13 protein-coding genes and 2 pseudogenes are annotated in these 13,991 nt (G+C 66.2%); 10 read left to right on the forward strand and 5 right to left on the reverse strand.

The features are described from left to right. Nucleotides 1-2: 2 nt before the first annotated feature. Both BG023_RS07595 and BG023_RS07600 read right to left on the reverse strand, forming a co-directional pair. Nucleotides 3-1,184: a glycosyltransferase gene (locus tag BG023_RS07595; protein ID WP_069309924.1), complete on the reverse strand. Its 1,182-nt coding sequence runs from the start codon at nucleotides 1,182-1,184 to the stop codon at nucleotides 3-5. A gap of 25 nt (nucleotides 1,185-1,209) precedes the next feature. Then, complete coding sequence (locus BG023_RS07600; RefSeq protein ID WP_069309925.1) at nucleotides 1,210-1,788, reverse strand: helix-turn-helix domain-containing protein; 579 nt, start codon at nucleotides 1,786-1,788, stop codon at nucleotides 1,210-1,212. A 96-nt stretch (nucleotides 1,789-1,884) separates the two neighbouring features. Between BG023_RS07600 and BG023_RS07605 the strand changes: the two genes are divergently transcribed. Further along, a complete protein-coding gene (locus BG023_RS07605; RefSeq protein WP_069309926.1) occupies nucleotides 1,885-2,364 on the forward strand; it encodes a DUF6456 domain-containing protein in 480 nt (159 codons plus the stop codon). Nucleotides 2,365-2,385: 21 nt separating this feature from the next. On the opposite strand, the pseudogene BG023_RS15210 reads toward BG023_RS07605, so the two are convergent. After that, nucleotides 2,386-2,618: pseudogene (locus BG023_RS15210) on the reverse strand (ABC transporter C-terminal domain-containing protein); the annotation flags it as partial. Between the two features lie 99 nt (nucleotides 2,619-2,717). After that, a pseudogene (locus tag BG023_RS07610) lies at nucleotides 2,718-4,229 on the reverse strand (ABC-F family ATP-binding cassette domain-containing protein); the annotation flags it as partial. Nucleotides 4,230-4,364: 135 nt separating this feature from the next. On the opposite strand from BG023_RS07610, the gene BG023_RS07615 reads away from it, so the two are divergent. From BG023_RS07615 to BG023_RS07645, 7 genes are all read left to right on the forward strand, one after another. After that, nucleotides 4,365-5,102 carry an SIMPL domain-containing protein gene (locus tag BG023_RS07615; RefSeq protein ID WP_069309927.1) on the forward strand — a complete coding sequence of 246 codons (738 nt, stop codon included), beginning with the start codon at nucleotides 4,365-4,367 and terminating at the stop codon, nucleotides 5,100-5,102. A gap of 108 nt (nucleotides 5,103-5,210) precedes the next feature. Next, entirely contained in the window at nucleotides 5,211-5,468 is a 258-nt protein-coding gene (locus BG023_RS07620) for a PepSY domain-containing protein (protein WP_335673827.1), read from the forward strand. Nucleotides 5,469-5,590: 122 nt separating this feature from the next. Beyond that, complete coding sequence (locus BG023_RS07625; RefSeq protein WP_069309929.1) at nucleotides 5,591-6,268, forward strand: response regulator transcription factor; 678 nt, start codon at nucleotides 5,591-5,593, stop codon at nucleotides 6,266-6,268. Further along, nucleotides 6,219-7,733, forward strand: a complete 1,515-nt coding sequence (locus BG023_RS07630; protein ID WP_069309930.1) for a sensor histidine kinase — start codon at nucleotides 6,219-6,221, stop codon at nucleotides 7,731-7,733. Before BG023_RS07625 ends, BG023_RS07630 begins: the two co-directional genes overlap by 50 nt. Before the next feature lie 90 nt (nucleotides 7,734-7,823). Further along, complete coding sequence (locus tag BG023_RS07635) at nucleotides 7,824-8,447, forward strand: sigma-70 family RNA polymerase sigma factor (protein ID WP_190315735.1); 624 nt, start codon at nucleotides 7,824-7,826, stop codon at nucleotides 8,445-8,447. Continuing rightward, entirely contained in the window at nucleotides 8,444-9,388 is a 945-nt protein-coding gene (locus tag BG023_RS07640; RefSeq protein WP_069309931.1) for a hypothetical protein, read from the forward strand. Before BG023_RS07635 ends, BG023_RS07640 begins: the two co-directional genes overlap by 4 nt. A 122-nt stretch (nucleotides 9,389-9,510) precedes the next feature. Continuing rightward, nucleotides 9,511-10,068, forward strand: coding sequence for a hypothetical protein (locus BG023_RS07645; RefSeq protein ID WP_069309932.1), 558 nt, complete (start codon nucleotides 9,511-9,513; stop codon nucleotides 10,066-10,068). A 74-nt stretch (nucleotides 10,069-10,142) separates the two neighbouring features. On the opposite strand, the gene BG023_RS07650 is transcribed toward BG023_RS07645, so the two are convergent. Next, nucleotides 10,143-10,451, reverse strand: a complete 309-nt coding sequence (locus BG023_RS07650) for a chorismate mutase (protein WP_069309933.1) — start codon at nucleotides 10,449-10,451, stop codon at nucleotides 10,143-10,145. A 68-nt stretch (nucleotides 10,452-10,519) separates the two neighbouring features. Between BG023_RS07650 and BG023_RS07655 the strand changes: the two genes are divergently transcribed. Further along, nucleotides 10,520-11,530, forward strand: a complete 1,011-nt coding sequence (locus BG023_RS07655; RefSeq protein WP_069309934.1) for a polyprenyl synthetase family protein — start codon at nucleotides 10,520-10,522, stop codon at nucleotides 11,528-11,530. A gap of 20 nt (nucleotides 11,531-11,550) precedes the next feature. Beyond that, a complete protein-coding gene (gene hrpB / locus BG023_RS07660) occupies nucleotides 11,551-13,986 on the forward strand; it encodes an ATP-dependent helicase HrpB (RefSeq protein WP_069309935.1) in 2,436 nt (811 codons plus the stop codon). Nucleotides 13,987-13,991: the final 5 nt, after the last annotated feature.

The raw sequence follows: 13,991 nt of genomic DNA on the forward strand, positions 1-13,991 counted from the left end.
CGTCAGACGGTCAGTAATGACTCGTAATGCGCTGCCAACGCGGCCGCATTCGCGGTCCAGCTGAAACCTTCAACCAGCGCCGCCACCGCCTCGCGCGGGGGCGGCGCGTTGAGCACCGCGTTGACCCCGGCGGCCACCGCTTCCGGTGTGCGCTCGACCAGCCGCCCGGCGGTGTCGCTGGAGATCAGCTCGCGCGCGCCGCCGACATCGCAGGTCACCACCGGCGTCCCGCAGGCGAGCGCCTCGACCCATGCATTGGCGAGGCCCTCGTTCGAAGTCGGCAATACCATTACGTCCGCCGCCGACAGGAACAGCGGGATCAGATCGTGATCGGCCGACTTCAGGAAGAAGACCCGGTCCGCCACACCTTCGCTCGCCACCAATGCGCGAAGCCGGGCCTCGGCCTCGCCATGACCGATCAGCGCCAGCCGCGCGCCGGGAATGTCGCGCAGCGCCTTGATCGCGATGGCCTGCCCCTTGCGCTCGATCAGCGCGCCGACACAGACCAGCAGCGGCGCATTGTCGAGAAAGGCAAAGGCAAATTCGCGGGTGAGCTGAACGCGCAGCTGGGTGTGCTCGAGCGACCGGAAGCGGTCCCGATCAAGGCCGGTGTAATGCACGGTGATCTTGCGCGCATCCATGCCCATCGCGGCCATCTTGCCGGCGAGATCACGGCTCACCGCGAGCAATCCGGTGGCCCGCTGCGCCGCCGCCAGCATCTGCTTGCGCGCGAAACCTTGCTCGCCCCAATAGGTGATGTCGCTCCCGCGCGCCTTGATCGACAGCGGCAGGCCCAGCGCCTCGGCAATGATCGCGGCGGCAGGGCCATCGGGAAAGAAGAACTGCGCGTCGATCACGTCGATCGGAATGGAGGCGTGGATGCTGCGGGCGAGGGGGAGCACCGCACGCGCAATCGCCTCGGCGTTGCGGCGCGCGCCGATGCGCGGGAACAGGGTGAAATGCGGGCGCACCACCGTCACCCCGCCTTCGGCGGAGACCTCGGGCAGATCGGCGAGCGGGCGGTAACGGCCAAGGGCAAGCGGGGGCAGACCGATGGGGTTTACCACCGTCACCCGCCAGTCATCGCGGCGGGCCAGCGCCTCCATCGAACGCGCGACGAAGATCCCGAACTGCGGATTGACCGCGTTGGGATAGAGCGTCGCAAGGCTGAGGACGTGTTTCACAGCGCAGAGCCTAGGCGGGCACGGGTTAAAGCGGCCTGACCAGCATCATCGCAACCGCGATCCATGCCGGATTGTCGACTACCACCTGTTTCTGCCCGGCGCCTGGCGGCAGCAACCCGACCAGCGTGCCGCGCCGGTCGATCAGCCGTCCGAAGGCGAAGCGCCCGCCGGGGCGAGGCAGCAGACAATCGCGGTTGATCGCGCTCTGTGCTTCTTCGGGCGCGAGCTGGCGCAGCCAGACAAGATCGCCGGGCCGGTATTCGCCGACGCTCGCGCTGACAGCGAGAACCAGCGGGGCAGGGCCATCGGCTGCCGCAAGCTCGCTCGGCAACACCGCCTCGCGCGGGGTGGTGAGCGCTTCGGGGCCGGTCGCGGCGAGTTCCGCGACGATCCGGGCGCGTTCGCTGTCTTCTGCCCGCATAAGGCTCGCCGGATCGACCTCGAGCGCCGTGCCGATGCGGTTCATCCAGGTGAGCGACAGGCTCCGCATTCCGGTTTCCAGCCGCCCGATGGTCTGCGCGGTGGTGGGCGGATCGCAGGCTGCGGCCAGATCGGCCAGCGTCAGCCCTTTGGCCTTGCGGATGTCGCGAATGCGATTGGTCATGGGTTCAGCCTGAAAATTAACCGGATCGGTTTGTTCTTTCCTACATATGCGCCGTGTTGGCAAGTCCGCTGTTCATCACGAAGTGGAGGACAAGCGATGAAGCGCGAACTGGTCGAACGGGAACTCACCACCGAAGGGCCGCGCCGCAGCCGGATGCAGGCGGGCGGACGGGTTACCCGCACGGTGACGGTCAATCTCGCCGAATCCCCGCTCAGCTGGCTGCACGCGCGCGGGCATCTCGATGATCGGCTGTTCGATGCGGGGGAAAAACTGCGCGGCGATTATGAGCGCGCGCAGCTGCCGCCCAGCATCACGATGCGCTGGGATCCGGTGCGGGTGAAATCGACCGGTGAGCGTGGTCTCTCGCCCAGTGAACGTCAGATTGCCGCGCGCCAGCGGTTCGACGGCGCAATCGGCGCGGCGGGCAGGGGGCTCGAAGACATCCTGTGGCGCGTGGTGTGCGCAGGCGAGGCGCTGCCCGAAGCGGAAAAGACGCTCGGCTGGCCCGCACGCAGCGGCAAGCTGGTGCTCAGGATCGCGCTGGAACGGGTGGCGGAGTTTTACCGGATCGTCTGATCGGGCGGGCAGGGCGAGCGCTCACCCCTCGACCATTTCGGCCAGCATCAGCCAGCGTTCCTCGGCCGCGTCCTTCTCCGCGCGGGCGTTGGCGATGCCTGCGCTGATGGTGGCAAACCGCTTGGGGTCCTTGGTGTAGAGCTGGGGGTCGCTCAGCAGCGCTTCCCCTTGGCGATGGCGGCTTCGAGTTCCTCGATCCGGGCGGGCAGGATCTCGTAATCGCGCTGGTCCTTGTAGGACAGCTTGGTGCCCGAAAGGGGCTTTTTGGCTTGACCCCCGCTAGCCTCGTCTTGACCCGGGTTAGACCGGGTTTGCTGCGGGTTTGACCCCGCCTTGGTGGCCGCAGGTGGCGCCTTGCGCTTCGCTTCCCAATCGGCATATCCGCCGGCCACAATGTCCACCTTGCCCGACCCGTCGAGGCCCAGAGTGATGGTGACAGTGCGGTCGAGGAAGTCGCGGTCGTGGCTGACGATCAACACGGTGCCATCGAAATCGGCGATAACTTCCTGAAGAAGATCAAGCGTTTCAAGGTCGAGATCGTTGGTTGGCTCGTCCAGCACCAACAGGTTTGCGGTGCGCGCAAACTCGCGGGCGAGCAGCAGGCGCGACCGCTCCCCGCCCGACAGAATGCCGACCTTGGTATCGACCAGACCGGGATCGAACAGGAAGTCCTTGAGATAGGCCTGCACGTGCTTGCGCACCCCCCGCACATCGATCCAGTCACCCCCCTGCGCAAGAATCTGCCGCACCGTGGCCCCCGGTTCGAGGATCTTGCGCTGCTGGTCGATCATCACGCCCGAAAGCGTGCGCGCGTGGGTGACGCTTCCGGTGTCGGGTTCGAGTTCTTTCGTGAGCAATTTCAGCAGGGTGGTCTTGCCGGCACCATTCGCGCCGACGATCCCGATGCGGTCGCCGTTCTGGATCCGCAAGGAAAACGGCTTGATGATCGGGCGCTCGCCGAACGTCTTGGAAATGCCTTCCGCGACGATCACCGACTTGGACTTGAAGTCCTCGTCGCTTGCCAGCTTGAGCTTGGCCGTCCCCGCACCCGAGATCATCGCCGCCCTGGCCGCGCGCATCTGATAGAGCTTTTCGAGGCGACCCTGATTGCGCTTCCGCCGCGCGGTGACCCCGCGTTCGAGCCAGTGCGCCTCGATCTTGAGCTTGGCGTCCATCCGTTCCGCCGCGCGCGCCTCTTCGGCGTAGACCTGTTCTTCCCACGCCTCGTAGCCGCCGAAGCCGACTTCCTTGCGCCTTAGCGTACCGCGGTCGAGCCACAGCGTCGCCCGGGTCAGGCGGGTGAGGAAGGTCCTGTCGTGGGAAATGGTGATGAACGCCCCGCGGTAACGCGAGAGCCAGTCCTCCAGCCAGTCGATCGCGCCAAGATCGAGGTGGTTGGTCGGCTCGTCGAGCAGCAGAAGATCGGGCTCCTGTGCCAGCGCGCGGGCAATCGCGGCACGGCGCTTCTCGCCGCCGCTGGCGGTGTTGGCGGGCCGGCTCATATCGATCCCGAGCTGGCCGGCGATCGCTTCGACCTCGTGCGCGGCAGGCGCATCTTCGCCGCCGAGCGCGAAGTCCATCAGGGTGGGATAGGGCGAAAAATCGGGTTCCTGCTCAAGAAAGACGATCTTCGTCCCTGGCTTTACTCTGCGCTGGCCCCGATCGGCTTCGATCTTGCCGGTGATGAGCCTCAGGAGCGTGGTCTTGCCCGCGCCATTGCGGCCGATCAACGCCAGCCGGTCGCCCGGCAGCACGTGCAGGTCGATCGGCGCCGCGCCGGTGGTCGGCGTCGGTCCGCCGAACAGCCATCGGCCGCCTTGCTGGAGCGCGAGGCCTTCGAGCGAGAAGATGGGGGGCTGTGCCATGAGATGCGCCACCTAGGGGCTGCGCGCTTGTGCGACAAGTGGGCCGGCGAACCTTGCTACAGGGCGACGCGTGGTTCAGTGCTGGGAAAGCTGAACCGGTGCAGAGGCGCGGCGAATAGTGGAGGAATACCCATCATGCGCAATGTTCTCGTCCTGCTCGCCGCTTCGGCTGCTGCGCTGCCACTGAGCGGCGCTGCCGCTGCCGAGGTCGGGATTGCGGCAAGTGGCCCCGTGGTCGAGCTCAGCATTTACGAGAGCGTCGAGGCGGCGCCCGATCAGGTCACGATTGGCGCCGGTGTCACCACCAATGCCCCCTCCGCGACCGAGGCGATGCGCCAGAACGCGGCGGAGATGACCAAGGTGATCGCGCGGATCAAGGCGCTTGGCATCGCGGAAAAGGATATCCAGACCACCGGGATCGGTGTCGCGCCGCAATATGACTATCTGGACAACGGCCCGAAGTTCCGTGGCTATCAGGCTGCCAACCGCGTCAGCGTGATCCTGCGCAAGATCGAGGATACCGGACGCGTGCTCGATGCGCTGGTCGAGGCCGGGGCGACCGATCTGTCCGGCCCCGAGTTCAGCATCGCCGACGATACCGCCGCCAAGGAGCTGGCGCGTAGCCGCGCGGTCGCGCGCGGTGCCGCGCAGGCCAAAGCCTATGCCGCGATGCTCGGCTATGATGGGGCCAAGGTGCTGTCCGTTTCGGAAAGCATCGAATTCGGCAGCCCGATGTTGATGGCCACAAAAGGCATGGCGCTGGACATCGCTGCGGCCGCTGTCTCTCCCGTCCAGCCGGGACAGGTCTCGACCGGGGTGAACGTGACGATCACTTACGAACTGGTCGGCAAGGCCGCGGCCGCGCCGAAGTAAATTCATTCACGGCTTGTTCAATGGGTCGACGCTAGGCATTACCTCGTCATGAAACGGATAGGTTCCACTTTTCGCTCTGCACTTGTTGCGTTTGCACTGATCGGCGCGGTGTCGCCGTCTGCGGCGCAGCAGGATCAGGAGCGCGGCGATCAGGGTGAGGCGCGGCGCGAGGCGCTGGCCGGCACCCAGCTTTCGTTGCGCGAGATCGAACGCCGGATTCTGCCGCAGATGCAGGGTAGCGAATACCTTGGCCCGGCCTATGATTCGACGGCGCGGGCCTATCGGTTGAAGTTCATTCGCGATGGCCGCGTCAGCTATGTCGATGTCGATGCGCGGACCGGACGGATCATCGGACGTTCGCGCTGAACGGGTGCGAAGACAAAGCCAATATCGGGGAAACCATCGCCGCCGCTGCCGGGCCGTTGCTTGACGCAACCGTCCGGAAAGCGCACGAATTGGGCGACGTTAATACAGGAAGCTTGTGAACTATGCGCATACTGATCGTCGAAGATGAACCGACCCTCGGCGCGCAGCTCAAGTCGACGCTGGAAGGGCAGGGCTATGCGGTCGACCTTTCGGTCGATGGCGAGGACGGGCATTTCATGGGCTCGACCGAGGATTACGACGCGGTCGTGCTCGATCTCGGCCTGCCGGAGATCGACGGGCTGACCGTGCTTGGCATGTGGCGGCGTGAAGGGCGCAGCTTCCCGGTGCTGGTGCTGACCGCGCGTGACAGCTGGTCGGACAAGGTCGCAGGGCTTGATGCAGGCGCCGACGATTATCTCGCCAAGCCGTTCCAGACCGAGGAACTGATTGCCCGCCTACGCGCCTTGATCCGCCGTGCCTCGGGCAACACCTCGTCCGAACTGACCGCAGGCGACGTTCGGCTGGACACGCGCTCGGGCCGCGTGACGCTGGGCGGGGAGCCGGTCAAACTGACCGCGCAGGAATACAAGCTGCTGTCGTACCTGATGCACCACAAGGGCAAGGTCGTCAGCCGAACCGAGTTGATCGAGCATATCTACGATCAGGATTTCGACCGGGATTCGAACACCATCGAAGTGTTCGTCACCCGCATCCGCAAGAAGCTTGGCGCAGACGTGATTACGACCATCCGTGGCCTCGGTTACAGCCTCGACGACCCCGCCGACGCCCCGCGCGCCTGAGGCGCAGGAGCAGGGCGGCGACGCAAACTCCGTTGCACCGGCCACGGCGGCTGGCAGCGCGCCTGTAGCGGCCGAACCGGTTGCCGCGCCGGCACCGCCGCGCGCCAGCCTAGCGCGGCGCATGGTGCTGATCGCGGCAGGCTGGATCTTCGTACTGCTGCTGGGCGGCGGGATCGCGCTTGAACGCACCTTCACCCGCCAGGTCGAAGCCAATTTCGACGATCAGCTCGACTACATCCTCACCGCGATGATCGCTTCGGCCGAAATCGATCCGTTTGGCGAGGTGTGGTTCTACCGCACGCTCGGCGACCAGCGCTTTCTGGAACCGGGCAGCGGGCTTTACTGGCAGATCAGCGGGGGCGATTACGAACCCATTGCTTCGCGCAGTCTGTGGGACCGCACGCTCAAGCTCGAGGGTAGTCATGTCGCTGGCGATCATTTCGACAGCGAAGTGCATTTCTACAACTCCAGCCAATTCGCTGGCGAGCCGCTGCGGATTGCCGAACGCACGGTCATCCTGCCCGGCAGCGAGACGCGCTGGACCTTCGCCGTTGCCAGCGCGACCGAGCAGATGGACGCGCAGGTTGGCCGCGTGCGGCTGATCCTGTTCTGGAGCTTTCTGGTGCTGGGCCTGGGCCTCTTGATCATGGCGCTGCTTCAGGTGCGCTATGGCCTTTCTCCGCTCCGTCGGGTGCGCGCCGCGATCCAGAACCTGCGAACCACGGGTGCGGGGCGGATTACCGAGCCGCTACCGCTCGAAGTGCAACCGTTGGTCGAGGAATTGAACGGGCTGCTCGAACATTCCGAGCGGCAGGCCGAGGAAGCGCGGCGTCATGCGGGCAACCTTGCCCATGCACTCAAGACCCCGCTGACCGTGCTTACCAATGCCGCCACCGCCCAGGCACCCGATCTGGGTGAGGCGGTGATGCGCGAGACGCGGACGATGCAGCGCCATGTCGATCACCATCTGGCACGTGCGCGCGCAGTCGGGCGGCGCGCGGTCGGCCTTGCCCGCACCAATGTGCGCGACAGTGCCGAGGCGGTGCGGCGCGCGGTCGCGCGGCTCTATCCCGAAGGGCGGTTCGACATTGCCGGCAGCCGCGATGCCAATGTGGCGATCGAGCGGCAGGACCTTGATGAACTGCTCGGCAATCTCATCGAGAACGCCGCCAAATATGGCGGCGGCAGCGTGTTCGTGACGATCGATCCCCACGAGAGCGATACACCTCACGATCCGGCGCAATGTCTTATCTGGGTTGAGGATGATGGTCCCGGCATTCCCGAGGCCGAGCGCACCCGCATCTTCGATCGCGGGGTAAGGCTCGATACCGAAAAGCCCGGCACCGGCCTTGGCCTCGCGATCGTGCGCGATGTTGCCGAAATCTACGGCGGCAGCGTGACGCTCGGCACCAGCGAGGATCTGGGTGGGCTCTTGGTCGAACTCCGCCTTCCGCGCGCCGATTGATTTTTCCGCGAAGGGTTTTGGCAAGTCCGGCGTTGTATGCCTGTCCGGTCGACAGGACGAACTGCCAAGCGGAACCGCTGCTGCAATGCCATGAATGCCACCAGTGCACCTTCCACCGCAACCATGCCCGGCGCTGCGCCGGCTGGCGATGCTGTGCTTGCGGCACGGCTGGCAGCCCGTGACAGTGCGGCTTTGCGCGAGGTTATCGCGCAGCATGGCGGCATGCTTCACCGGATTGCCTATCGCATGATCGGCGATGCTCACGAAGCCGAGGACATTGTGCAGGAAGCGTTGCTGCGGTTGTGGGATCAGGCGCCGACGATTTCAGCGCGTCATCCGGTAGGCAGTCAGGCGGCAGGCACATTGCGGCTGGGCGGCTGGCTCAGCCGCGTGGTGACCAACCTGGCGATCGACCGGCTGCGGCGGGCGAGACGTTTCTCGGATGGCGAAGTGCCTGATCGCGAGGATGACAGTCCGCTGGCCGATGAAGTGATTGAAACAGAGCAGCGGGACGGCTCCGCGCGCGCCCTTGTCGCGGCGCTGCCTGACCGCCAGCGCGCCGCGATCGTGCTGACCTATTACGAGGAATTGTCCAATGCCGATGCAGCCGAGGCGCTCGAGATGAACATCAAGGCGTTTGAATCGCTGCTCCTGCGCGCGCGCGCCGCGCTCAGGAAGGCCTATGCGGCCAGCGCGCAAGGAGGTGGAGTATGAGCGGCGAGGATATCCGGCCAGGCAGTCCGCTGGCCCGCGCACTCGATGACTTTCCGGTGCCCGGCATGAGCGCCGATTTTGCCGACCGCGTTGTGGCGGCGGCCGAGGTGCGCGCGCCTTCCCTGCCGCCGCTCCGTCGCAGGCCGCACGGACGGGTGTGGCGGATCGGCCAACGGTTTGCGATCGGCGCGGCCTGTTTCGGCGCGCTGGCGACAGCGGCGGCTGCGACTGGCGTGCTCGAACGCGTCGGCTTGCCGGTACCCTCGGCGGAGAAGGTCTGGGCGAGCTTGACCGGCGGGGAAAGCCGCGCAGTGGCAGCGCCGGTCGACCCGCGTCCGTCTGAACCTGAAATGGCGGTCGCTGGTGGGCCGGTGACCATTGAAGGGCCGATCGACACGCCCGAGGAGTTGGGCGAGGCCTTCCGCCGCATCGATGAAGTCCGCGCAGGCCGCAACGAAGCCCGGCGCAAGCTGATCGACCAGCGGATCGCGCGGGAAATCGAGCGGCGCAGGGCCGCTGGCCTGCCTTTACCGACGCCCGAGGAAGAGGCGCGGCTGCGGCAACGCATCGATGCGGCGCAGGCGCGGCGCGAGCAAATCGTCACCGAGCGTATCGAGGCGCGGCGCACGGAGCTTGAAGGCAAGGTCGCCAATGGCGAGGCGCTGACCCGCGACGATATCGTGCGTCCGCTTCGCGAGGACCAGCGGGCGCTGGAACGACGCGAGCGGCTGGAGCAATTGCGCCAGATGACCCCGGAGCAACGCCGCGAAGCGTTTCGCCGTCTCCCACCGGAACAGCGTCGTGCGCTGGTTGAGGAATATCGCGTGCGCCGCGCCGGGGCTGCTCCGGCTGCGAGCGAAGAAGCAGCAGGCAGCATCGCGGTTCCGGCCCCGTCCGAACCGGCTGCCGAAGCGACGGTCACACAACCGCAGGGGCGATAAGCAAAAAATTTCGAGGCCCGCGAAGGGTTTGGCGATCCTCCCACGTTTCCGTGATGTCCCCGGCAACAAACCCCGATGTCGCCGGTCCGACCCCGCAGAACCGAATTGAGGAGGAAATTGCCATGCTGAATACTCGCCTGATGCTCGCCTCGCTGTCCGCCATTGCGCTGGCCGTGCCCGCCGCCGCGCAGGAGCGGACCCGAACCCAGACCTACGAAGGCCCCAATGTCAGCGCCGCCCAGACCACGACGGTCAACCCCGACACCGGCACGGCCACCCGCGACCGCGAAGTGACCAATCTCAATACCGGCAACACCGCAACCAGCAGCGCGGTGCGCCAGCGCACGGAGACTGGCTCGACCGTCAGCGTCGTGCAGACCGGCCCGCAAGGCAATTCGCGCAGTCTTGAAGGCGAGCGCGTCCGCACCGAGAACGGTTCGACCTTCACCGGCACTGCCACCGGTCGTGGCGGCGAGACCTATGGTCTTGCCGGAAGCCGCAGCCGCGACGGGCAGGGCAATTCGCAGGCGAGCCAGACGGTGACCAATAGCGCCGGTGAAACGCTCGCCTCGCGCAGCCGTGCGACCACGCGCAGCGATGGTCAGGTGAACCGCTCGGTCTCGCGCAGCAAGGCGCCCGGCGTCAGCCGTCCGCCCCGCGCGCGGCGCCCGCGTGGCTGATTGCTCGCTCTTTATCGCATGACGGAACGGGGTCCGGGGCGGTCAATCCGCTACCGGGCCCTTTTCAATTGCGGTTAGCCTGCTGCCGCGCGTTCGTGGTGGCGGATCACCTCGTCGATGATGAAGCGCAGGAACTTCTCGGAGAATTCCGGATCGAGATCCGCCTCTTCCGAGAGCTTGCGCAGCCGTGCGATTTGGCGCGCCTCACGCTCTGGGTCGGCCGGGGGGAGGGTCGCCTTCGCCTTGTATTCGCCCACGGCCTGGGTGATCCGGAACCGCTCCGCGAGAATATGGATCAGAGCTGCATCGATGTTGTCGATGCTCTTGCGAAAGCCGGCGAGCACCGGATCGGGCTCGGGTGAATGTTGCGGATCTTGCGGCATAGGGGGCGAAACTAGCAGCAATTCTGCGCTTGCCAAGCACGCTGGGGCCGCCCTAGAGCCGGACCAGCATGAGCGCCGACGTCATTCCCCTGCCGCGCAAGGCACCGACACTCGATCCGATGCTGTCCCTGACAGCGCCGGGAATGAATTCGGTCAACGCTGTGATCCTTGAACGGATGCAGAGCGAGATCCCGCTAATCCCGCGCCTTGCAGGGCACCTGATCTCGGGCGGTGGCAAGCGGTTGCGGCCGATGCTGACGCTCGCGGGGGCTGAACTGGTCGGCTACAAGGGCACGCGCCACCACAAGCTCGCCGCAGCGGTGGAGTTCATTCACACCGCAACGCTGCTGCACGATGACGTGGTTGACGGCAGCGAGTTGCGGCGCGGCAAGGCGGCAGCCAACATCATCTTCGGCAATCCGGCAACCGTGCTTGTCGGTGACTTCCTGTTCAGCCGCGCCTTCGAACTGATGACCGAGGATGGATCCCTGCGCGTCCTCTCGATCCTCAGCCGCGCCAGCGCGGTGATCGCGGAGGGCGAAGTCTCGCAGCTTTCAGCCCAGCGCCAGATCAACACCAGCGAAGAGCAATATCTCCACATCATCGGCGCCAAGACAGCGGCGCTGTTCGCCGCCGCCAGCCAGATCAGTGCGGTGGTGGCTGAATGTTCGGAAGAGCAGGAGCACGCACTCGAAGCCTATGGCCGCAATCTCGGCGTTGCCTTCCAGCTGGTCGACGATGCGATCGACTATGATTCGGATGCAGCCCAGATGGGCAAGGAACAGGGCGACGACTTCCGCGAAGGTAAGATGACCTTGCCGGTGATCCTCGCCTATGCCCGCGGCAATGAGGAAGAGCGCAAGTTCTGGAAGGATGCGATCATCGGTCATCGCACTTCGGATGCGGATCTTGCCCATGCGATCGAACTGATCAGCAAGCACAACGCGCTTGAAGATACCCGTGAACGCGCCCGTCACTTCGCGCACCGGGCGATCGACGCGATCTCGATCTTCCCCGATGGCAAGGCGCGTGCGGCGATGGCCGAAGCCGCGCAGTTCGCGGTCGCGCGCGGGCATTGATCGGGCTATCGGCCGGGGCGATGATCCCCGACCTTCCCATAAACGCTGTCCTGCCGCGCATCCGTGATGCGTTGGCCGATTACGGCGCAGGCGTGCTGATCGCGCCGCCGGGGGCGGGCAAGACCACGGCGGTGGCACCCGATCTGCTTGGGCAGGCATGGTGCACCGGGCAGATCATCATCACCTCGCCGCGCCGCGTGGCTGCGCGCGCTGCGGCGGAGCGTATGGCGGAGATCCTGGGCGAAGCGCCGGGCGAGACCGTGGGTTACATGACGCGGCTCGACAGCAAGGTCTCTAACAGAACCCGCATCCTCGTCGTCACCGAGGCGATTCTGGTCAACCGGCTGGTCGAGAACCCCGAGCTTCCCGGTGTTTCGGCGCTGCTGTTCGACGAGGCGCACGAACGCGCGCTCGATAGTGATCTCGCGCTGGCGCTGGCGCTTGAGACCCGCGCCGTGTTGCGCGAGGACCTGCGTGTGCTTGTGATGTCGGCCACGATTGATGGCACACGCTTTGGCCGGTTGCTGGGCGAAGATGCGCCAGTCATCGAAAGCGAGGGTCGAAGTTTTCCGCTGGAAATCAAGTGGCTTGGCGGAGATGCCTCGCTCGCGATCGAAGATCGTATGGCGAGCGCTGTGATCACAGCGTGGCGCGAAACGGACGGCGACATCCTCGCCTTCCTTCCCGGCGTGCGCGAGATCGAGCGGGTGCGCGAGCGGCTGGAATCGCGCCTCGCCGACCCGCCGATCCACCCGCTCCACGGCCAGATCGAACCGGCAGCGCAGCGCGCCGCCATCCGGCGCGATCCGCAAGGTCGGCGCCGGATTGTGCTCGCCACTGCAATTGCCGAAACCTCGCTTACGCTCGACGGGGTGAGTGTCGTGGTTGACAGCGGTCTTGCACGTCTCGCCGAGTTTGACCGCACGGCAGGCACCACGCATCTCGTCACCCGCAGCGCCTCTCAGGCCTCGGCCGCGCAGCGTGCCGGTCGTGCCGCACGGCAGGGGCCAGGGGTCGCCTATCGGCTGTGGGAAGAAGCGGGCCACGCCGGCCGCCCCGAATTCGCGCCGCCAGAGATTGTTCAGGCCGATCTCGCCCCTCTGCTGTTGCGGCTCGCCAAGTGGGGGACCAGCGATCCGGCGGGTTTGCCATGGCTCGACCCGCCGCCCGAGGCATCGGTTGCCGCCGCGCGAACTGCGCTTGAAGCTCTCGGCGCGCTTGATGCAGCCGGTCGCATCACGCCGTTTGGCGAAGCGATCGCCAGTCTGCCGATGTCGCCCGATCAGGCCGCCACGGTCCTCCATGGCGCAGCCGCCGGGGTGGGTGACGAGGCGGCGCGACTTGTCATGCTGTTGCAGGAACGCGGGCTGGGCGGGCGCGGCGAGGACCTGTTGCAGCGCATGAGCCGTTGGCGCGGGGATCGTGCGCCGCGCTCGGTCTCCGCTGCTCGGATCGCGCAAGGCTGGGCAGGGCAGGCGGCCAATTTGGCCAGCGTGATCGGCAAGAGTCCTGCAACCGATGCTGCAGAGGCGCTGGCGCTGGCCCGCCCGGCCTTCGTCGCACGGCGGCGCGACCAATCGGGCGAGCAGTGGTTGAGTGTAGGAGGGCGCGGTTACGTGCTCGATCCTGCCTCGCCGCTCGCGCGGGCGGAATGGATCGTGATCGGCGACGCGCAAGGCCAGGCCAAGGGCGCGCGCATTACCGCCGGATGCGAAATCGCGTCTGAACGCATCGCCTCGCTGTTCGCGAGGGAACTTGAGGAGCGCGTTACAGCGCGCTGGAATGACGAAAAAGAACGGGTCGAGGCGCGGCGAGAGCGGCGCTTGGGCGCAATCGTGCTGGCCAGCGTTCCCGAACCTGCGCCCGATCCGGCAGCGGTGACTGCGATGCTCGTCAGGCAGGCACTCGCCCGGCTTGAACGGCAGTTCCCCGATGGTTTCCTGGCGCGCGCGCGGTTCGCCGGGGTGGCAGAGCTGTCGGAGGATCACTTGCGGGCCAGCGCCGATCAATGGCTTGTCCCGCTGCTGGCCGGGCGGCGCGATCTCGATCTGCCGCCGCATCGTTTCGCCGAGGCGGCGCTGGGTGCGATCGACTGGAACGTCCGGCAGGCGTTCGAGCGCGCGGCTCCTTCTCACTTCGGCACACCCGCCGATACCCGCCATGCGATCGATTATGCGGGCGACGATGCGCCGAGCGTCGAGGTGCGGGTGCAGGCTCTGTTCGGGCTGGATAGTCAGCCGATGATCGGCGAGACCCCGCTGCTGCTCAAGCTGACCAGCCCCGCGGGAAGGCCGATCCAGTCGACCCGCGATCTGCCCGGCTTCTGGCGCGGCAGCTGGCGCGATGTGGTGAAAGACATGAAGGGCCGCTATCCTAAACACCGCTGGCCCGATCAGCCATGGCTGGAAAAGCCGAGCCTGAAGACGAAAAACGCCTTCAACCGCAGCGATTCGTGATTTAA

This window comes from Porphyrobacter sp. LM 6, assembly GCF_001720465.1.
In the GTDB taxonomy this organism is placed as follows: domain Bacteria; phylum Pseudomonadota; class Alphaproteobacteria; order Sphingomonadales; family Sphingomonadaceae; genus Erythrobacter.